At 64.7% G+C, this 18,724-nt stretch carries 20 protein-coding genes and 1 tRNA gene; 12 read left to right on the top strand and 9 right to left on the bottom strand.

Translation table 11 applies throughout. From position 1 onward, the window contains the following. Window positions 1–147 precede the first annotated feature (147 nt). Window positions 148–717, bottom strand: a complete 570-nt coding sequence (gene dcd, locus AC1DY7_RS26350) for a dCTP deaminase (protein ID WP_477496691.1) — start codon at window positions 715–717, stop codon at window positions 148–150. Between the two features lie 129 nt (window positions 718–846). Between dcd and AC1DY7_RS26345 the strand changes: the two genes are divergently transcribed. The 5 genes from AC1DY7_RS26345 to AC1DY7_RS26325 all read left to right on the top strand — a co-directional run bounded on the left by AC1DY7_RS26345 (window position 847) and on the right by AC1DY7_RS26325 (window position 4,271). Then, complete coding sequence (locus AC1DY7_RS26345; protein ID WP_477496690.1) at window positions 847–2,049, top strand: hypothetical protein; 1,203 nt, start codon at window positions 847–849, stop codon at window positions 2,047–2,049. Between the two features lie 139 nt (window positions 2,050–2,188). After that, a tRNA-Gly gene (locus AC1DY7_RS26340) sits at window positions 2,189–2,262 on the top strand. Window positions 2,263–2,422: 160 nt separating this feature from the next. Further along, a complete protein-coding gene (locus AC1DY7_RS26335) occupies window positions 2,423–2,854 on the top strand; it encodes a hypothetical protein (protein WP_477496689.1) in 432 nt (143 codons plus the stop codon). A 200-nt stretch (window positions 2,855–3,054) separates the two neighbouring features. Further along, on the top strand, window positions 3,055–3,684 hold the full coding sequence (locus tag AC1DY7_RS26330; RefSeq protein ID WP_477496688.1) for a DUF5343 domain-containing protein: 630 nt from the start codon (window positions 3,055–3,057) through the stop codon (window positions 3,682–3,684). After that, complete coding sequence (locus tag AC1DY7_RS26325) at window positions 3,681–4,271, top strand: Swt1 family HEPN domain-containing protein (RefSeq protein WP_477496687.1); 591 nt, start codon at window positions 3,681–3,683, stop codon at window positions 4,269–4,271. The genes AC1DY7_RS26330 and AC1DY7_RS26325 overlap by 4 nt, the downstream gene beginning before the upstream one ends. 5 nt (window positions 4,272–4,276) lie before the next feature. On the opposite strand, the gene AC1DY7_RS26320 is transcribed toward AC1DY7_RS26325, so the two are convergent. Further along, window positions 4,277–4,525, bottom strand: coding sequence for a tyrosine-type recombinase/integrase (locus AC1DY7_RS26320; RefSeq protein WP_477496757.1), 249 nt, complete (start codon window positions 4,523–4,525; stop codon window positions 4,277–4,279). Between the two features lie 56 nt (window positions 4,526–4,581). Between AC1DY7_RS26320 and AC1DY7_RS26315 the strand changes: the two genes are divergently transcribed. Continuing rightward, a complete protein-coding gene (locus AC1DY7_RS26315) occupies window positions 4,582–4,815 on the top strand; it encodes a hypothetical protein (RefSeq protein ID WP_477496686.1) in 234 nt (77 codons plus the stop codon). A gap of 169 nt (window positions 4,816–4,984) precedes the next feature. Here AC1DY7_RS26315 and AC1DY7_RS26310 read toward each other — a convergent pair whose 3' ends face one another. Continuing rightward, window positions 4,985–5,596: a hypothetical protein gene (locus AC1DY7_RS26310; protein WP_477496685.1), complete on the bottom strand. Its 612-nt coding sequence runs from the start codon at window positions 5,594–5,596 to the stop codon at window positions 4,985–4,987. Between the two features lie 495 nt (window positions 5,597–6,091). Here AC1DY7_RS26310 and AC1DY7_RS26305 point away from each other — a divergent pair, with 495 nt between their 5' ends. Continuing rightward, window positions 6,092–6,871, top strand: coding sequence for a Fic family protein (locus AC1DY7_RS26305; protein WP_477496684.1), 780 nt, complete (start codon window positions 6,092–6,094; stop codon window positions 6,869–6,871). A gap of 364 nt (window positions 6,872–7,235) precedes the next feature. Continuing rightward, window positions 7,236–8,141, top strand: coding sequence for a hypothetical protein (locus AC1DY7_RS26300; protein ID WP_477496683.1), 906 nt, complete (start codon window positions 7,236–7,238; stop codon window positions 8,139–8,141). 60 nt (window positions 8,142–8,201) lie between these two features. Here the strand turns inward: AC1DY7_RS26300 and AC1DY7_RS26295 are convergent, their stop codons facing one another. From AC1DY7_RS26295 to AC1DY7_RS26285, 3 genes are read right to left on the bottom strand one after another with little or no spacing between them, the layout of a single operon-like run. After that, window positions 8,202–8,963, bottom strand: coding sequence for a DUF2637 domain-containing protein (locus AC1DY7_RS26295; protein WP_477496682.1), 762 nt, complete (start codon window positions 8,961–8,963; stop codon window positions 8,202–8,204). Window positions 8,964–8,996: 33 nt separating this feature from the next. Then, a complete protein-coding gene (locus tag AC1DY7_RS26290; protein WP_477496681.1) occupies window positions 8,997–9,284 on the bottom strand; it encodes a hypothetical protein in 288 nt (95 codons plus the stop codon). A gap of 21 nt (window positions 9,285–9,305) precedes the next feature. Continuing rightward, on the bottom strand, window positions 9,306–9,449 hold the full coding sequence (locus AC1DY7_RS26285; RefSeq protein WP_477496680.1) for an excalibur calcium-binding domain-containing protein: 144 nt from the start codon (window positions 9,447–9,449) through the stop codon (window positions 9,306–9,308). Window positions 9,450–9,922: 473 nt separating this feature from the next. Here AC1DY7_RS26285 and AC1DY7_RS26280 point away from each other — a divergent pair, with 473 nt between their 5' ends. After that, window positions 9,923–13,450: a metallopeptidase domain-containing protein gene (locus AC1DY7_RS26280; protein ID WP_477496679.1), complete on the top strand. Its 3,528-nt coding sequence runs from the start codon at window positions 9,923–9,925 to the stop codon at window positions 13,448–13,450. A 13-nt stretch (window positions 13,451–13,463) separates the two neighbouring features. Here the strand turns inward: AC1DY7_RS26280 and AC1DY7_RS26275 are convergent, their stop codons facing one another. After that, window positions 13,464–14,075 (bottom strand): TetR/AcrR family transcriptional regulator, encoded by a 612-nt coding sequence (locus tag AC1DY7_RS26275; protein WP_477496678.1) that lies wholly within the window; start codon window positions 14,073–14,075, stop codon window positions 13,464–13,466. Between the two features lie 97 nt (window positions 14,076–14,172). Between AC1DY7_RS26275 and AC1DY7_RS26270 the strand changes: the two genes are divergently transcribed. From AC1DY7_RS26270 to AC1DY7_RS26260, 3 genes are read left to right on the top strand one after another with little or no spacing between them, the layout of a single operon-like run. After that, the gene (locus AC1DY7_RS26270; RefSeq protein ID WP_477496677.1) at window positions 14,173–15,231 is read left to right on the top strand and encodes a DmpA family aminopeptidase; all 1,059 of its coding nucleotides are present in this window, start codon (window positions 14,173–14,175) and stop codon (window positions 15,229–15,231) included. After that, a complete protein-coding gene (locus AC1DY7_RS26265) occupies window positions 15,228–16,634 on the top strand; it encodes an APC family permease (protein ID WP_477496676.1) in 1,407 nt (468 codons plus the stop codon). Before AC1DY7_RS26270 ends, AC1DY7_RS26265 begins: the two co-directional genes overlap by 4 nt. Before the next feature lie 53 nt (window positions 16,635–16,687). After that, on the top strand, window positions 16,688–17,026 hold the full coding sequence (locus tag AC1DY7_RS26260) for a hypothetical protein (protein WP_477496675.1): 339 nt from the start codon (window positions 16,688–16,690) through the stop codon (window positions 17,024–17,026). Window positions 17,027–17,029: 3 nt separating this feature from the next. Here the strand turns inward: AC1DY7_RS26260 and AC1DY7_RS26255 are convergent, their stop codons facing one another. Together AC1DY7_RS26255 and AC1DY7_RS26250 are read right to left on the bottom strand one after the other, a co-directional pair. Beyond that, entirely contained in the window at window positions 17,030–17,914 is an 885-nt protein-coding gene (locus tag AC1DY7_RS26255; RefSeq protein WP_477496674.1) for a dihydrodipicolinate synthase family protein, read from the bottom strand. A gap of 12 nt (window positions 17,915–17,926) precedes the next feature. After that, window positions 17,927–18,712, bottom strand: a complete 786-nt coding sequence (locus AC1DY7_RS26250; protein WP_477496673.1) for an aldolase — start codon at window positions 18,710–18,712, stop codon at window positions 17,927–17,929. Window positions 18,713–18,724 lie beyond the last annotated feature (12 nt).

Raw genomic sequence — 18,724 nt, 5'->3', positions numbered from 1 at the left:
GCCGACTAGATAGTTCATCGCCTACGGCAGTGCCGTCGTTACCAACCGACGACGTTAGCTAGACCACTTAAGCGACCCTACTCGGGTACCGGCGCGAAAGCTCGGCGGCGTCTGGTCCACACCCTGCCAGTGCGTCCTGTGCAGGAACTATGACTTGAGGAAGTTCTGATACGACTTCGAGGGCGTCGGGCCGCGCTGGCCTTGGTATTTGGAGCCCGCCGCGGCGCTGCCGTAGGGGTTTTCGGCGGGACTGGTCAGCCGCAGCAGGCAGAGCTGGCCGATCTTCATTCCGGGCCACAGGGTGATCGGCAGATTGGCCACATTCGACAGCTCGAGGGTGATGTGGCCGGTGAAGCCGGGGTCGATGAAACCCGCGGTGGAGTGCGTCAGCAGTCCCAGCCGCCCGAGCGATGACTTGCCCTCCAACCGCCCGGCCAGGTCGTCGGGCAGGCTGCAGCGCTCCAGCGTCGCGCCCAGGACGAACTCGCCGGGGTGCAGCACGAAGGGTTCCCCCTCCTTCGGTTCGACCAGTGAGGTCAGGTCGTCTTGGCGCTCCGCCGGGTCGATGTGGGTGTAGCGGGTGTTGTTGAACACCCGGAACAGGTTGTCGAGGCGGACGTCGACGCTGGACGGCTGGATCAGCGAGTCGTCGAACGGGTCGAGCGCCAGACGGCCGGCGGAGATCTCGGCGCGGATATCGCGGTCGGAGAGCAGCACGCGATGAGCCTAGTCACCCGACTGACTTGCCGACGGGCCGCCCGACATGGCAGATGTGCAGGCCGCCACACAGAATTGACGCTAGCGTTTAACTCATCACGCAGTTCCTACCAGCCAAGGAGCTTCCACATGCAAACATTCGCAGCCCGTTTCAGCCTTCCCATGGCGGTCGCCGTGGCCGCTGGAGCCGTTGCTTTCACGCCCGTCGTGGCCCCGCCGCCGGCCTTGTCCGCCGTCGCCCCGCCCGTCGTGCACAGCCTGCAGATGCCGGAGTTCCAGCTGACGGCCTCCATCCTGGAGATCCTGGAACTGCCGGTCCTGAAGCAGTACATCAAGAATCAGATCACCGATCTCGCGACGTTCGGCGTGGGATGGGCCAAGGCCGGCGACGGGCTCGGCACGAGCTTGCGCGCACTGCCCGAGGCGATCGTCACCGTCACCAGGCAGGTACTCGACGGGGACCTGCTCGGGGCGCTGACAACCATCGAGAAGGGCCTCGTCACGACACTGACGCTGGTCGGCGGGCCGCTGCTGGCCTCGCGCATCGCCCGCAATCAGCGCACCCTGGCCGTCGACGAAGCCCTCGCCGCGGCGTGGCCGATCGCTTTTGTCGGTTTGGGTACCGCCTTGTTCGCCGGCTTCGACGACTTCGCGCGGTCGGTGATCGTCGCCGGTCAGAATCTCGTCGATTCCTTGCTGCCCATCAACATCGGCAATGTGATCGATGCGCTGGTCGGTGGCGTCAAGTTGATCGGACAGGGTCTCGCCGAGGGTGCCGGCAAGATCACCGACGGTGTCGTGTTCTTCCAACAGACGTTGGCCGAAGCGCTGAAGGCCGAGCCCTCGGGTGTTCCGGGATTGGCGGGGGCGAGTGCGCTGTCGGTGACCGCGTTGCCGAAGACCGCCGACACCATCGTCACGTTGAAGACGGGCACCGAGACGACGCCCGTCGAGGACGACGTCGTTCAGGACAAGGGCACCGAGGTGACCGGCACCGTCTCGGGCACGGTGTCGACGGCGACCGCCACGGCCACTCCTTCTGCAACGGCCACTCCTTCCGCCACCCCGACTCCTACGGTCAAGGCGACGCCTTCCTCAACCGCGCCGGAGCCCACGCAGGACGTCACCAAGACCGGCAACAAGTTCGAGCCGGGATCGAAGGTCGAGGACAAGGACAACCCGGCATCGACCGGCACCACGGGTTCGACGAGCACGCCGACGACCGGCACCCCGGGCACCACCACCACGGCGACGACCACCGACACGACCACGCCGGGCGGCGTCGATACCAAGACCGAGCCCGCCAAGGAGGACGCCCCGGCAGCCGCCTGACTTCCTCGTTTCCGACGTTTGGGTCGTCGCTGGTGCTTTTCAACGACCCAAACGTCGGAAACCGCCAGCACACCGGGCGTCGAGTGCGGCGCCCGGTTCCGCCGGTGCTAACCTTCCTGTTCACCAGCACCGCTGGTACGCCGATGTAGTTCAATGGCAGAACATCAGCTTCCCAAGCTGAATACGCGGGTTCGATTCCCGTCATCGGCTCCACGAAAGCCCTGGTAGAGGGCGCTTTACGGCGTGGGCGCGAGTTAAGCGCCCTTATTCGTCTCTTGTTGGTACGCGGGGACTAGCTGGACCCGCGCGATCCTCTGCACACGCGATTCGCGGCCAGCTAGGCTTCCTGCCAGTGAATGCACAGGAGAGATTGATGGGAATTGCAGCGACATCTGCCTGGACCCGAAGGACGATTGCGGCGCCAGCGCTGTGCGTTGGAATAGGCCTGAACCTCGTCGCCACGACAATCGCCCTGACGCCCACAGCGCATGCCGACAAGTACTCCGACTGCGCGGCGGCAGGCGGCCAATGGAGCAACCTGAACGGCAATTGCCGCGTCCCTGGCGCTGGTGGCGCTCCAGAGAAGGTGTGCAATCTCGTCCTTAAGGCACAGAACGACACCTTGCCCGGTCTCGGCGGCGGCGGTACTACCGGAGTATCCGACGAAGAAGGCGAATACATCGTCTACCAGATGCGCGACGGCTACGGCCTATCTGCGGGCGAGACGTTGAAACTTATCAACACTGCCACCGGTACGTTCATGTGCGGTGAACAATTCGGCGTCAGCGTCCATGTGGTCCCGTGAAACCAGGATCGGCAGCGCGTCGCACGCTGAATTCGCGGGTTTGATTCTCGTCATCTGCTCCACGCCTACGAGGGCATATTCGCTTCGTGGCCAGCTCGCTCTTGGTGCGCGTACCCGAGTGCGGACACGGCAGCCCGACTCCGCTAACTATCTGCCCCCTGCCCTATGTTTAAAACACCAAAAGGAAAACTGGGGGCGACATGGCGACGGACACATCAATTCCCTACATGGCGGGTTATGGGTCTATCACGCGCACACTGGAGAAGATCAAGAATGCGGCGACGCCCGATCGCTTCACACAAGACTTCCTGGCCACGAAGCTTGGCCTGCCCGGCGGTACGCCGAAGCCTGTGATCCCGTTCCTGAAGCGAACGGGGTTCCTGAATAGCGATGGGTCTCCAACGGAGCTCTACACACAATTTCGCAACGACGATCAGTCGGGTGCCGCAGCGGCCAAAGCACTCAAGATCGGCTACGACGCGCTCTACCAGATTAACGAATACGCTCACGAACTCGATGACAAAGGTCTTGCCGCGGTCATTGTTCAGGTGATGGGGTGGGACAAGAGCTCGTCGAACGTGAAGAGCGCAGTCGGATCATTCAAAGCCCTCAAAGCGTTCGCCGATTTTGACGCTCAGCTGTCCCCAGTCAAAGACGAACCCGCGGAGAGTGGTACAGGTGGTACAGGCGGAAACGCAGGCGGACCGAATCTGTCTCATCAGTCGACTGGCATCAACCTCGGTTACACGATCAATCTCAACCTTCCCGCCACTTCGGACATCTCAGTCTTCAACGCCATCTTCAAGAGTCTTAAAGAGCACCTGTTATGAATAACGACGAGCAGATCAAACTCTTCGGTGTGTCCAACCAACTCTTGGAACACGACCTCGACAAAGTCGAGAAGAACCTGGGGTTGGACCTCGGCCGAGGCCACGTTGCCACGATCGCCCAGGATGGGTCCTACTATCCGCAAATAGAATCTGCCATCCGCGCTCAAGCCGCAGAAATGGCTCCGCACTACGAAGTCTTCTACTCGCTCGAAAACACGATCCGTCGCCAGATAAGCGACGCACTAGAAGCAGTCGACAAGAACTGGTGGGATGACGCACAAAATCAGTACGTGCCGCCGAACATCAAGAGCGAGTGTGAAACCAGGCGCCAACGTGAAGTTGACCAGGGTTTAACAGCCCGGTCAGACGAGTACCTTGATTACTCGACCTTCGGTGAGTTGAGCCAGATCATCAAGCACAACTGGTCAATCTTTGGCCAAACCTTCAACAGCCAGAAGGCGGTCGAAAAGGTTATGGCCCTGCTGAATAGCATTCGTGGCCCAATCGCTCACTGCTCGCCACTAGCCGAAGATGAAGTTGCTCGTCTGAGGCTCGCCGTAAAGGACTGGTTCCGACTGCAAAGCTAGCGCCATCAACCCCACAGCGGCACAACGTTCTCGCGCAACAACTTCGGCTGTTCCAAGGCGTCGAGCGCGGCCATGTCCTCGGTGTGGTCGTCTGTGTCGAACAGGTGCGTGTAGATGTGCTCGGTCGGCGTCGTGTTCGCGTGGCCCATGAACTTCGCGACCTTGCGGACTTCGACACCACCGGCCGCGCACAAACTCGCGTACGTGTGGCGTAGCGCGTGGAACCGGAGGTCGGCCGGTAGGTCGTCTGCCAGATCGTCAACAGAACGAGCTACACCGCGCCGACGTTCGACTTCGTGAAGGGGATGTGATGGCGAACAACGAACCCGGCGTCACCCCGGACGGCTACGTCAAATTCATCCAGGACTCCGGCCCAAACGATGGCCCCACTGAGTTCAGCTTTGGTCCCGGGCTCGTGCCACGCGGCAAGGAATGCGCCCTACCCGAGCACGGCGGCAAGTATCGCGGCACGACCCCGCGACGTGGCCGGCCAAGCGCACGGGACCGGGACGCTCCCGGCCACCCCGGCTACCGCATCGGCTAGCCGCTGCCGACCGCCGGACCTACCGGACCCTCGCCGCGAACGCGGCAGCAGCCCTCCGGCTGTGTCGGGGTGTGGCAACGGCGGCCCTAGACCTCAGCCGGGGGCGGGCGTTTGCCACGCCGCTTGCCACGGTGTCCTTCGAGACGCCCGCCCCGGTTGAGCCGTACGGCTAGGTCGCGGACGTATTACGCCAACGCCAGTCGACCTCCTTGTCTGCAGGTACCGGTCGACTGAAGAGCAAGTCCGCGACAAATTTCGACTTAAACTTCTTTTTCTCAAGTGCATAGGTGAACGTGCCTTCGACCTTCAAGTCGCGCTTGTCGGCAATCCAAGGTTCTAGCTGGGCGTACTGCGCTAGTCCAATCGTGTAGTTGCCGTCCTCTTGGGGCACCAACACCTTTTCTTCGTCCTTCTTGTTAATAATGGGGTTCGCCTGCTCCCCGGGCCTCGGTTCGGCTGGCTCGATGCGGAGCTCAAGAAGGGCCTTCTGTGCTGGCAAAGTCCCGGTGTTCTTCAAAAGGACAAATAGAAGAGGTCTGCCGTCGCTACCGCGGAAGAACTTGAATTCGTCTACGCCCACCCAAGGTCGCATTCGCGCATTGACCTCGGAGCTGGACCCGCGCCAAGTAAGCCCGGCGAAGACAGCGGCGACGATGGCGAACCCTGCACCCACTGCGGTCGCCCAGGCTTCGAGCGTTGCGGGATCCCAACCCCATACATGTGGACTCTCCAATGCGGCCCCCTGCCGGTCTGATTGGAAAGCACCGTAGCCGACCGTCACACCAAAGACTGAGATGTCCCGGCCTGCGGCAGACCCAGCCGTGTTTCGGCCCCTTAACGGTCCCGCCGACGCAGCCCAACCGCACCCCGACATCAGTCCGCCCGCGTCCCGACCTCATCCCGCCAGAATCGGCCAATAACTGCTGGTAGGCAGCAATTATGCGTCGCCTCGCAGGCTTCCGACCTCGGCGTATTCGCTCAACCGTTCGGGCGTGGAAACGGCTTCTCAAGCTGAATACGCGGGTTCGATTCCCGTCATCGGCTCCACGACTAACTGCAACAGCACAATTCGAAAGCCCCGACTCGCTGGCACAGCCTCCCAAGACTGTTTCAATGCCAGTCCAGCGAAGATGTCGAATCGGTAGGGACGGCAGTCCAATTCCGGTCTTCCGCGGCACACCAACTACGCCTACAACCCGGACTAGCGCTAACTAAAGTCCTTTTTATTGCCTTAACTCGGACTAACACTACACTTAGTCCGAGTTAGGAGACCTCTATGTCAGCGATCTTGCGGGCACACGAGGCGCTGATGAGAGAAGATCCGACAGAAGGCCCGCACGCTGGTCGGATAAGAACTGTCCAGAACTGGATCGGCGGCAGCGACTACTCACCGCGAGACGCGCTATACGTTCCGCCACCGCCCGACACGGTGCAGGCGTACATGGACGACCTCATGGAGTTTGCGAACCGAACCGACCTTCCCGTCCTGATTCAGGCTGCCGTCGCGCATGCCCAGTTCGAATCGATCCACCCCTTCACCGACGGCAACGGTCGCATAGGGCGAGCCCTCATCAACACCATCTTTCGGCGACGGGGGGCGACTACGCGCCTCGTTATCCCGCTGGCATCGGCGCTCGTCGCTCACCGCGAGCGCTACTTCGGAGCGCTCGATGCCTACCGCGCCGGTGATTTACGCCCCCTGATCGTCACGTTCGCGCGGTCGTCGAAGACCGCTGCCGCCGAATCGCGCACTACCGCGGAGCGATTGGCTGAGATCCCAGTTGAGTGGCGAAACAAGGTCGGACCCATCAGGCGTCGCAGCGCCACCGACAAACTGCTTTCGCTATTGCCGTCGCAGCCAATCGTTTCGTCCGACGACGTCGCATCACTGATCGACGCACCTCGAAGCAGTGTGTTCACCGCGATCAATCGTCTGCACGAAACCGGCGTCCTACGCCCTCTGACCGACCGCAAGCGCGACCAGATATGGGGAGCAAGCCTCGTACTCGATGAATTAGACGACTTGGGGCGCAGGATCGAGCGAGCGAGCGACTGACTCGGTCTCGGACATTCTCGGGGCAGTTCCATCCCGGGCGGCCTGACGACACCGCCGGCCCTCCACATCGCAAATCCGACGAACAAGCGGCGTTGCCGAAGACACCCACCTGCTAGCGCCTCGCAGGTGGCAATGCCCTTGATTGCACGTCCACTCCCCCTCGTATCACTCAGTGCACCAAGAACTTTCACCCTAGGCGCCTCGTCGCGCCCACCCCGCACTACCTGCACGAACGCGTATTAGCTGCCAATTGACAGGTAGTCCACTACGCGTGATGCGGTCATGCCCTCGGTCATACGTTCGCCACAGTCGCATCTCGCCCGTTCCGGCGCAGACGGCCGACTTCCGAAGGAGCACAAACACAATGACCGAATCAACCAACGAACACCGCCGCGGCCATTCCACGCTGTGGCGTCGGGCGATGACGCGATGGCGGGCGATTGCGACGGCCATCGCGGTCGGCGGCGTCGTCGCCGCGTCCATCATGGCCGCGCCGCTGGCCTCGGCCAGTCCGCAAGGCGACCTGGCGGACCTCATCAAGCGGCAGCACGTGGCCGCCGGTTGTGCGCCCTACGAGCCCGCACAACAGGCGCTCGTGGACGTCGCCGTGCAGAACGCCCAGACATTGGCGGGCAACAACGGCAACCTGACGTCGAACACGTTGGGCCTGCTGCAGGACAAGGGCTTCAACCCCACGGCCTGGGGTCAGATGAACGTCTTCAACCCCAGGGGCCTGACACCGCAAGGCGCACTTGACTTTTGGAATGCCAATCCCACACGGGATCTGATCAGCAATTGCGACATCAGGCAGATAGGCGTCGCGGTGTGGATCATCGGCAGCAAGTGGGCCGCGTCGGTAGTCATGGGCACGCCGGGCGGCAACGGACCGCCGGCGTGCTTCACCAGCGCCGCGGGCCCCAATCCCATCATCAACCTGACCGCGACCTACAACAGCTGCAATGCCAACGTGTCCGTGGTCCTTCCGAAGTGCCCCGGTTTCGATCCGGCGCCGCCGATCTGCGGTGTGGGGCACTACAACATCGGTTTCGGCCAACGGCAGGGCGGCGGCGAACCTGTCTTCTCCGGCCAGAAGGAGCGGGACGGCGACAAACCGCACTACTTGTTCGGCACTCGGCCCGCGCCCGGTCCCGTTACTGCGTACTTCCGCATGCAGTCGTGCGGCAGAGTCTTCCCTTTCGCATCGAATTGCGACCCCTGGACCGATCCGGTGGCCATCGATCTCGGCAACAACGAACTGGTCGCGCGCTGACTCAGTGACACCGTTGCCCCACCAGCATCGCGGTGGGGCAACGGTTTCCGTCACGCCGGGTCAAACCCCGACCCGCTCCACACGCACATCACCCGAGCCGATCAGCTCGTCACCGACGGTGATGATGTCCAAGATCAGATCCTGCTCCACACCCAACTGTCGACCGATCGACTTCGGGCTGAGGTTGCGCTCGAAACTCAGATGCAGTGCGGCAGCCACCGTGTCGACGTCGGCATGACCGCCCCGGGCAACGATCACGTCGGCGACGTCAATCCACGGCTGGTGCGCCTCGTCCACGATGACAGGCGCGGATTCCACCTCGACTGGTTCCACGACCACCGGCGCCACGTCCGGCCGTGCAGCTGAAACGGCCGGGCCGGCCGGGCGTGGCACCGACACCCTGATCAGCAGACTCAGCCCATGGGTCGCCGCCAACAGGCTCACCGGCGCCACCACCGCGATCGCCGCCGCCAGCCACGGACTCAAGGGCGCCGAGCCGGGAAGCACTGCATGCCAACCGTTCCCGACCACGCTCACCGCAGCCGAGATCGCCAGGACGATCCAGAAGTAGCGCCGATTGCGCTGCTGCCCCTCGACTCCCGCGAGCGCGACGATGGCCATGGTCGCCTGCAGGATGGTGCCGTCAACGATGAGTGGCCACAGCCACGCGAGCCGCTCGGAGATGCCGGCCCGGACTGCGAGGTCGGCCAGCGCCGTGAAGGACAGTACGAAGCTGGCGATGCCGATTCCGACCGTGATGACCGCCGCGGCGGTCCGGGTAGTGGCCAACGACCGTCGCGAGGCCACCGATACGTCACTCATGGGGCGTCAGCTTGCCAAGGACGTCCGACAACCTCAGCCGAGACGGATGACGTAGGTCCCGTCCTCGTCACGCTCGATGTCACCGTCCACGCTGCTGACCCAGACGGGCGAATCCGCGCGTGACCCGAGGAAGGCGTTGCGAATGGCCCCGCCGGGCTGCAGGTGCACGTTCCATTCGTCGGCGGTCGCGAAGATGCTCACGACCTCGTCCCCGTCGGCATTGCGGATCGAGAGCATCGACGCATTCTCGGACTGCTCGTCGTCCTCGGCGTCGGCAATCAGGTCCGCCAGGTCGTCATCGTGTTCAGGGTCGTCGTGCACGAGGACACCGTACCCACGGGATCAGCACTCGCAGCCGAGGCCGTCGCCATCGCGGTCCAGCTTCGACTGGTACTTGTCCGAGGAGGACGGAATGTTGCAGGCGCCGTCAGCCTTGGCCGCCGTGCAGTTCTGGTACGGGGCGGCCGCCGCGATGGGTGCGAACACGGACCCCGCCAGCCGCCCGCGGGCCCGCCCCGGCGGTGTTCTGGCCGATATCCGCCGCTGGATGGACGACCATTTCGCTCACTGGCCTGGCGCGCCCCTTTGCCCGGCGCCGGCGGCGGGTTTGCCGAAGCGACTTCGGGATCACCGAACATGCTGCCGGACAACATGATGCTCCATAGGCCGGATATGCCGGCTCGAATATGACTACTTCACTGGATATTTGGCGAGTCGCCGGGACCCGCGATTCGCATCCCGGGGGATCGCACCCCCACCGCGAAAGCGCGAAATTGACGCCCCTGGCGGTGATTTCGCCCGTCAGCCCCAGCAGCCGGAGTGTCACAGCAAAGAACGGTGCAGCTCCCGGTGTCCTTCGACCGTACGAATTTCAGGAGAACAAAAGCACTTTCAGTCGCTTGACAGGATGCTCCCTGTTTGACTGGCCGAACCACAGGCCACCATCGGGGGGACGCGCCATGTACCTGAGAACCATCCCAACCGGAACCGACGTCGTGCCCGACAGCGTGCGCTTCGTCGCGTCACGCAACAGCGTCTATGCAGCAACCGCCGACGGGCGCCTGCTTGCCATCCGATTGTTCGACGGAACGGTCGCCGAACTCGGCACCGGCTTCCTCACGCCGGTCGGCGTCGTCCAACTGGCCGACGGCATCCGCCTGGCCATCGGCGAGTCGGAAGGCACGGTGCTGGTGGTCAGCCGGGACACCGCCGACCGCGACCACGCCCGGGTATTGGCGCAGTTGCCCAGCTATGTGCTGGCTCTCGACGAACATCCGGATGCCGACGCACTGCTGATCCTTTCCGACTCCCAGCCCGACGGGACCTTGCCCGCGCTCCTGCGCTGCGACCTGGAAAGCGGCGATATCGAGGTCATCGCCGCAGACCTCGAAGGCGCCCGCACCCTGAACGTCGACGCCGACGGGCGCACCGCGCTCGTGTTCTCGGCTGTCGCCGGCAGCGGCCGGACGTTGACGACCGTCAACCTCGACGACGGCACCGTCGACAGGGTCACCACCGAGGACTACGACCACATCGCCTACGCGCCCACAGCGGGCGCCCTCGGGGTGTTCGCCACGCGATTCGACCCGGCCGCCGACACCGACGTACTGACCTTCTGGGACGGCGCCGAATCGGTGACCGAACCGCTACCCGGCCCCGTGCCCGTTGCCGGTCTGACGCGCTGGGGATCGCTGGTGCTGGTCGCCGCCGGCTCGAATCTGCACGCTCTGGAATGGGACCTGGAGGAAGGCGAGCTGCCCATCACGGTTCCCCTGGCACCGCTCGTGGCCACCGGGTATGCGCGCCTGCTCGTCGATCTGCCCACGCTGGGTCTCACCCCCGGCGACGTCACGTACTCGGTGCGCGAAGGATTCGACGCCGGCTCGATCTCGCTCGGCGTCGAGCCGCCGAATCCCGACGGCTCCGAATCGGTGATGCTGCTGGCCGGCTACCTGCGCGGCGAATTCCATGTGGAAGCCACCAACACGGCCGACGGCAGCCTGCTGGCGGTGCGGCGCTTCCGGGTGACGACGCTGTGGCCCGACGATGTTGCCGGGCCGCCGGTCGCGGTCACCGGCGATGTCGGTGCCACGCTGATGGACTGGGGCGGAACCGGCGGCATCGCGGGCTACCGTGTTCTCCCGCCGCCGCGGGAATGGCGTGTGCTGACTGTGCTGCTGTTTCTCAACGACCGCAAGTACGACGACGAGGAAGCCACCCGCAACCAATGGAAGGATCTCGCAATCGGCGGGGGCGCTTCGCTGCGTCACTACTACGAGGAGGTTTCGGCCTTCGTCCCCGATCCCAATGGCCGCGGCGTGACCGTCAAGCTGGTCGGCGACAAAGTATTCGGCCCGATCAAGGTCGAGATGGGTTGGGGCGATGCGTTCAAGCAGCGCGGTGGTGCCGACGCGGGCTGGCTGTCCACTCCCAAGGGCAAGAAGGAGATGGCGGGCGCYGTCAGCACGTTCTTCGCCGATATGCCCGGGGGCGTCAACACGATCGCCTTGGCCGACTCGTTCGTCTTCGTGATCCGTTCGGGTTCCGACGGGCCCGTTCCGATGGGTGCCGGAAATCCCGATCTGCCGACCAAATACGTATGGGGTCACGCTGATCCGACCAAGCTGTGGCGCAAGACCGAGGCACCCCCGGGCCAGCCGACCACCTTCACCCAGTTCGAGCGACCGGTCTCGTTCATGTCCGATGTGTATCCCGCCGCTGCGCCGATCGGCGACGTCAGCCGCACCCTATGCCACGAGTTCGGACACAATCTGGGCTTGAAAGATCTCTACAACAGGGGCGACTTCACCGCTGAGGTAGAGGCGCGCGAAGTGGGCGGCATGGACCTCATGCACAGCTCCGAGTATCTGCCGCACTTCAGCCTGGCGAACCGCACGGCCTTGGGCTGGATCGACCCGGCGTGGTTGCGCCGCTTCGACTTCACGGCCAACCCCACCGGTGACACCGTCCGGTTGCAGTCGATCGAAACCGTCGAAGCTGGCGGCCCGACGGACGGGCGCGTGGCGGGTATCGAGATACCGATCAGCGACGACTGGAGTTACCTGTTCGAATACCGTCGCACCCAACCCGGTCAACTCGGCGACCAGCTCCTCAAGCCCAGCGTGATCGCCGACGACGACAAGGCCATCATCGGTACCGACGTGCGTTGGCGCGGTGGCGAAACGGCGCGCCCGCCCATCCTGCGCCTCCCCGAGGACGTCGACGGCGACGGACCCGTCCTCCACCTCGCCGACACGAACTACCGCGACAGCGATACCACCAACCCAGCGCGGATGCACGACTTCGTGCTGACGCTGAACCGACTCGCGCCGCCGTTCGAGGACGACACCGCCGAGGTCACGGTCGAGTACCTCGAAGCCCACCGACCCCAGTTGTTGGTGCACCCCGCCCCCGGCAACGGAAATCTCAAGAGCGAGGACATCAAACTCGTCAGTGCTGCGGGTGCTGCCGTCCCCAATGTGGTCAAGGGTGCGACGAACTTCATCGACGTCACCGTGCACAACGTCGGGTCACTGGAAGCGACGAAAGCCGAGATCACCGTCAAGTGGCTGCCTTTCACCCTCACCGGGTCCGAAGAATGGCGTGAACTCGTGCCGCCGGAGCCGTTCTTGGTACCCAAGAAGGACAAGAAGACCGTGCGGGTCGCCTGGCCCTTGGAGTCCTCGGTGCCCGTCGGCGACACCCGAGTGGAGGCGACGCACTTCTGCGTGCGCGTCGAGATCAAGAAGTACTTCGACGAGGCGCATCCAGAGAGCGAGGAAATCGTCGTCTTCGACAACTGGGCCCAGTCCAATTTCGACACCGCCCCCGTCGGGCACGGCTCGCCGTCGGACCGCCACGCCACAGCCGCGACGGCGACCAACACGCTCGAGCGCAGGGCGACATACCAATTCGATGTCACGCAGAGCACCCCGTGGTACCGGGTGTATCTCGGCAACGCCTGGCTCGAGCTCGATCCGGGGCAAACCCGAACCATCGATCTGGCTTACGAGAGTTTGGCCGGGGATCCGTTGCACGGCAAGGAATTCGACCGCCACATCGAGGAGATCAACGGCCGGGACCACCACGTGGCGGTGACGTCCTCGGTGCTCCCGGAGAGCACCGAATGCGACACACCCCGAACCGTGTTCGGCTGCGGGCTGACGTTGCGCTCCGGGCTGCGGGTGCTCATCGACGAGATCTCCTACACCGTCGAAGGGGTGTCCGCCCGGATCCGGTCACAGCAGAACGGCCAATGGCACAAGGTGTCTTCGGGCACCCTGCACTGCGCGGTCTGGCCCGACGACGATCCCGAGCACGCCGAGCTCACCAACGCCCGCATCAGAAACGGCTTCGTGACCGTCGGGTTCCACCAGCAGACCGCACAGGATCTGCACGATGGGCGGCCGTTGTCGTTCGTGCTGGCACGTCCCGGGGACAACATCTACGTCGCGACGGTGACCTCGCCCGCACCGATGCAGCTGTAGAACGCCACGGAACCTAGGTCATATCGGGCAGTGACACGCCCGCAGCGAGCTCCGCGTACTGCCGCATGAGTCGCAGCGCCACCGCGCGGCTGAGCAACGGGTCGCGCGCGACGATGCGATACCCGAAGTAGTCCTCCATGGACATCAGTGTCATGGCGATATCGCGAGCCGGCTGTTGCAGCCGGAACGCCTCACGCCGCTCCCCCGACACGAGCAGATCCGTGTAGAGATCGACCTGCCGGTGATAGATGCCCTGTACGTCGCTGCGCTGGTCCAGCTCGAACCCGGCGGACAGCACGGCGCGCCAGATCGCGCGCCACTCGGCGTCGTCGGGACCGGTGGGCAGACCGGCGGCCATGGTCAGCGCCAGCTGCTCGCGCGGGTCGCTCGACGTGGTCTGCAGCTCGAGCCGCTCGTCGTAGAACCGCACGTCAGAGCGCAGCGCCAGCTCCGAGAGCAGCTGCGTCATGTCCTTGAAGTAGTAGCGCACCGCGTTGGTGGTCAGCCCCAGTTCCTCGGCGACATCGGCCAGTTTGAGGGTGGCCAGGTCATGGCGCTCGATCAGTGCGATCGCGGCATCCATGATGTCGCGACGCCGTTCCACCTGCTTGTTCGGCCGGGCCATGGCACCAATCTTGCCCGTTCCGTTGCGCGATGGGTCGCTCCGGCGCATAGTTCTTTTCCAATTAGGAAAATAACTCACGATGAATGGGGTGCAACCAATGCGTGCCAGAGACCTAGGCGTGGTCATCGGGGAACATCCCACCGGCCTCAACAACGCCATCACCGACGTGCCCGGAGTGCGCGTCGGCCAGACCACCTTGCGTGGCGACGGGATCAACACCGGTGTCACCGTCGTCGTCCCGCACGACGACATCTGGACCGAACCCGTGTTCGCCGGCTCGCACGTGCTCAACGGCAGCGGCGAACTCACCGGACTGGAATGGATCCGCGAATCCGGCGAACTCACCACCGCCATCGGACTGACCAACACCCACAGCGTCGGGGTGGTCCGTGACGCGCTGGTGGCCGAGCAGGTGCGGGTTCGTGGCGACGGGATCTACTGGTCGCTACCCGTCGTGGGTGAGACCTATGACGGTTTCCTCAACGACATCAACGGTTTTCACGTCCGGCCCGAACACGTCCGCGCGGCGCTGGAGTCCGCGTCCGACGGCTCCGTCGCCGAAGGCAACACCGGCGGCGGCACCGGCATGATCTGCCATCAGTTCAAGGGCGGCACCGGTACCGCGTCACGGGTACTCGGCTACACCGTCGGCGTGCTGGTGCAGGCCAATCACGGCCGCCGCGAACGACTCCGGATCAACGGAGTGCCCATCACCCAACCGGATGTCCCGTTGCCCGCATACCCGCCGGGCTACGCACCCGGGTCGGGTTCGATCATCGTCATCGTCGCCACCAACGCACCGCTGCTGCCCCATCAGTGCCAGCGACTGGCGCAGCGATCGGCGCTGGCGGTGGGCAGGCTGGGTGGAACCGGCGAACAGTACAGCGGTGACCTGATGCTCGCGTTCTCCACCGGAAACCGCGGCATCCCGCCTTACGGGATCGCCGAGGACGCCACGTTGATCCAGCCCGAGATTCCGTTGCGGATGGTGGGTCCGCAGTTGATGGATCTGCTGTTCGATCTGACGATCGAAGCCACCGAGGAAGCCATCGTCAATGCGATGGTCGCCGCCGAGACCGTGACCGGACACCGCGGCTACACCGTGCACGCCATCGACCACACCCAGCTCACGTCTGCCATGCGGGAGAACTCATGACCACCACCGAAAGTCGGCGCCTCACCGGGCATCTCGGTCCCGTAGGCATCGTGTTCATGGTCGTCGCCGCGGCCGCCCCGCTGACCGTGATCGGCGGCAACATGCCGCTGGCGATGGGACTGGGTAACGGCGCGGGCGCCCCCATGGGCTTCGTCATCGCCGCGCTCGTGCTGCTGGTCTTCAGCATCGGCTTCGTGACGATGACGCCCCACGTCCCCGAGGCCGGCGCCTTCTTCTCCTACGTCACAGTCGGACTCGGCGATCGGATGGGCAAGGGCATCGCCGTCGTGGCGTTGATCGCCTACACGGCCATCCAGATCGGCATCTACGGATACATCGGCTGGGCCATCTCCGACACCGTCGCCCACTACAACGGGCCCGTAATCCCCTGGCCTGTCTATTCTTTCGTAGTCCTCGCGATCGTCGCGGTGTTGGGCTACCGGCACATCGAACTGAGCGCCAAGGTCCTCGGCGTGGCGCTCGCACTCGAGATCGGCGTCGTCGTCGTGCTCGACGTCGTGATGGTCGCCAAGCCCGGACCCGCCGGCATCACCTTCACCTCGTTCGACCCCACCACGTTCACCCACGGCACCATCGGCATCGCGATCCTGTTCGCCCTCACCGGTTTCATCGGTTTCGAGGCCACCGCGGTCTTCCGCGACGAGGCGCGTGACCCGGAGCGCACCATCCCGCGCGCCACCTACGCGGCCGTCATCATCATCGGCGCGTTCTATGCCATCACCGTGTGGGCGTTCGTCGTGGCCATCGGCCCGGACCAGGTGACCGACGTCGCGCAGAAAACCCTGGCCGGGGAAGGGAATATGCTCCTGGACACCACCGGCGACATGCTGGGTACCGTCGGGCGCGACATCGTGAACGCCCTGCTGCTCACCAGCTTGTTCGCCTGTGTGCTGTCCTTCCACAACGTGATCGCCCGCTACCAGTTCGTTCTGGCAGGCAAGGGTCTGCTGCCCACCCGGTTGGCGAAGGTGCACGACGATCATGACGCACCGTCGTTCTCCTCGGTGGTGCAGACCGTGACCGCCGCCGTCATCGTCGCCGTGCTGGCAATCCTCGGCATCGATCCGTTGGTCGGGGTGTTCGGGTCGATGGCAGGTGTCGCGACGGTCGGCATGGTCGTGCTGATGCTCACCACGTCGATCGCCGTGCTGGTCTTCTTCCTGCGCAACCGCGACCGGGTGCAGGGACAGCTGTGGACGACCCGGATCGCCCCCGCCCTTGCGGTTCTCGGCCTGCTCGGCAGTCTGTGGCTGGTGCTGTCCAACTTCACCCTGGTCACGGGTGGCAGCGCCACCCTGAGCACGATCCTGGCCGCGATCCCCTTCGTGGGCCTGGTCGCCGGATTCGCGGCATGGCGACCGTCCCGATCGATTACCGGCTAGCTGCAATCGCATATTGCCAGCTAGCCGTGGCGATTCCCGCAGCAACGAGGCGAATGATCGAACTGTCCGACCAGGAACAGGAGATCATCATGAAGACCCCGATTGCATTCGCCACGCCACTGCTCGCCGTCGGCCTGGCCGCGGGATTCGTCGCCTTGGCCCCGGTGGGGAACACGGTGGCGGTGGCCGCCGGACCGGCGAACACCACATCGTGGCAGAAGAACACCCCGATCTCCGCCGATACCGGGGCGCCGGCCGGCGACGCCAAGGACGGTACCGATCCACTCGTCCCCTACGGCACCGAGACGAAAGCCCCTGTCACAACCGGGTTCGTCGACCGCAATCACGACGAGGGCATCACCACCAACGGCGAAGTGGACCTGCCCTTCTGACGCTCAGGCGCTGGCCAACAGGCCCTGCAGGTCCGCGCGGCGGCCGGCGTCCAAGGGAAGCAGCGGCAGGCGCGGGTCGCCGACACCACGACCCAAGAGGTCGAGCCCGGCCTTGACCGTGGTGGGTAGTCCGCCGTCGACGATGAACCGCAGCAGTGGCGCCAGGTCCGCATAGATCGCCTGCGCGCGTGCCGGATCCCCGGCGGTGACTGCCTCGTAGAGGTCGAGGCACGGCTGCGGTCGCAGGTTCGGCGCGGCCGTGCACCAACCGGCCGCGCCGGCCGTCAAGGCTTGTAGCACAAGCGGATTGCTGCCGTTGTAGAACGGCAGCGCGCCACCGGTCAACTCCGTCAACCGCAGCATCCGGCCGAGGTCGCCGGTGGATTCCTTGACCATGGACAGGTTGTCGATCTCGGTGAACATCTGGACCAAGAGTTCGGGCGACATGTCGATGCCACTGGTGGCCGGGTTGTTGTAGGCCATGATGGGCAGATCGACCGCCGCCGCGACGGCACTGTAGTGCGCGACGATCTCCCGGTCGGTGAGTTTCCAGTACGAAACCGGCAGGACCATCAGCGCATCCGCGCCGGCGCGCTGGGCATGGCGGGCGCGGCGGACGGTGTTGGCGGTGGTCAGATCCGATGCACCGACGACGACGGGAACCCGCCCGCCGACGGCGTTCACGGTCGTGTCGACGACCGCGTCGAACTCCGGCTCGGACAGGTAGGCCGATTCTCCGGTGCTGCCCAGCGGGGCGATGGCGTGCACCCCCGAGCCGACGAGGCGGTCGACCAGGTCGGCGAGCTTGCCGGTGTCGATCCGGGTGCCGTCGGCGGTGAACGGAGTGACGGGATAGGCGATGATCCCGTGCAGAGCTGGGGTGGTCATGGCTGGTCCTCTCTAGTTGGTCAGGGCGTCGGGGTGGTGCGCGAGCGCGCGCCGGGCGTAATACGCGAAGTTGGCCTGGCTGCGCTTGGGGGTCAGCGTCCAGTCATGGGCTTCCCGGGCCAGCCGGTCCGGCAGCGGAGCGATGGTGCCGGCGGCCATGGCGGCGAGCTGCAGTTCGGCGGCGCGTTCGATCAGCATGCCCAGTGAGCAGGCTTCCTCGATGCTGGCGCCGGCGACGACGTGCCCGTGGTGGGCGAGCAGGATCGCCTTCTTGTCTCCCAGTGCGCCCGAGATGATCTCGCCTTCCTCGTTGCCGACCGGTACCCCGGGCCAGTCGGGCAGGAAGGCGCAGTCGTCGTAGAGCGGGGCGAGGTCCATCTGGGACACCACCAGCGGGATCTCCAGCATCGAGAGCGCGGCCACGTGGAACGGGTGGGTGTGCACGATGCAGTTCACGTCCGGGCGGGCGCGGTAGATCCATGTGTGGAATCGGTTGGCGGGGTTGGCTATTCCTTTGCCGTCCAGCACATTGAGGTCTTCGTCGACCAGCAGCAGGTTGCCCGCGGTGATCTCGTCGAAACCGAGCCCGAGCCGCTGCGTGTAGTAGGTCCCGGGTTCGTCGGCGCGCGCGGTGATCTGGCCGGCAAGGCCGGAATCGTGACCCGCGTCGAACAAGGCCCTGCAGGTCAGCGCGAGCTTCTCCCGCGGGGTCAAGGTCGATTCGGCGACATCGCGGTCGAGTTCGTCATGGGCTCGGCGCATCAGGTCGTCTTTTGAATCGTGCAGCGTGGAAGCCATCGGCGGTGTCCT

The organism is Mycobacterium sp. P2_H7 (assembly GCF_056403275.1).
This window is presented reverse-complemented; position numbering and strand designations above follow the sequence as displayed.

Coding starts and splice junctions, on each gene's coding strand:
- AC1DY7_RS26345 (WP_477496690.1), top strand. CDS start 847: ATGCAAACATTCGCAGCCCGTTTCAGCCTTCCCATGGCGGTCGCCGTG.
- AC1DY7_RS26335 (WP_477496689.1), top strand. CDS start 2,423: ATGGGAATTGCAGCGACATCTGCCTGGACCCGAAGGACGATTGCGGCG.
- AC1DY7_RS26330 (WP_477496688.1), top strand. CDS start 3,055: ATGGCGACGGACACATCAATTCCCTACATGGCGGGTTATGGGTCTATC.
- AC1DY7_RS26325 (WP_477496687.1), top strand. CDS start 3,681: ATGAATAACGACGAGCAGATCAAACTCTTCGGTGTGTCCAACCAACTC.
- AC1DY7_RS26315 (WP_477496686.1), top strand. CDS start 4,582: ATGGCGAACAACGAACCCGGCGTCACCCCGGACGGCTACGTCAAATTC.
- AC1DY7_RS26305 (WP_477496684.1), top strand. CDS start 6,092: ATGTCAGCGATCTTGCGGGCACACGAGGCGCTGATGAGAGAAGATCCG.
- AC1DY7_RS26300 (WP_477496683.1), top strand. CDS start 7,236: ATGACCGAATCAACCAACGAACACCGCCGCGGCCATTCCACGCTGTGG.
- AC1DY7_RS26295 (WP_477496682.1), bottom strand. CDS start 8,963: ATGAGTGACGTATCGGTGGCCTCGCGACGGTCGTTGGCCACTACCCGG.
- AC1DY7_RS26275 (WP_477496678.1), bottom strand. CDS start 14,075: ATGGCCCGGCCGAACAAGCAGGTGGAACGGCGTCGCGACATCATGGAT.
- AC1DY7_RS26270 (WP_477496677.1), top strand. CDS start 14,173: ATGCGTGCCAGAGACCTAGGCGTGGTCATCGGGGAACATCCCACCGGC.
- AC1DY7_RS26265 (WP_477496676.1), top strand. CDS start 15,228: ATGACCACCACCGAAAGTCGGCGCCTCACCGGGCATCTCGGTCCCGTA.
- AC1DY7_RS26260 (WP_477496675.1), top strand. CDS start 16,688: ATGATCGAACTGTCCGACCAGGAACAGGAGATCATCATGAAGACCCCG.
- AC1DY7_RS26255 (WP_477496674.1), bottom strand. CDS start 17,914: ATGACCACCCCAGCTCTGCACGGGATCATCGCCTATCCCGTCACTCCG.
- AC1DY7_RS26250 (WP_477496673.1), bottom strand. CDS start 18,712: ATGGCTTCCACGCTGCACGATTCAAAAGACGACCTGATGCGCCGAGCC.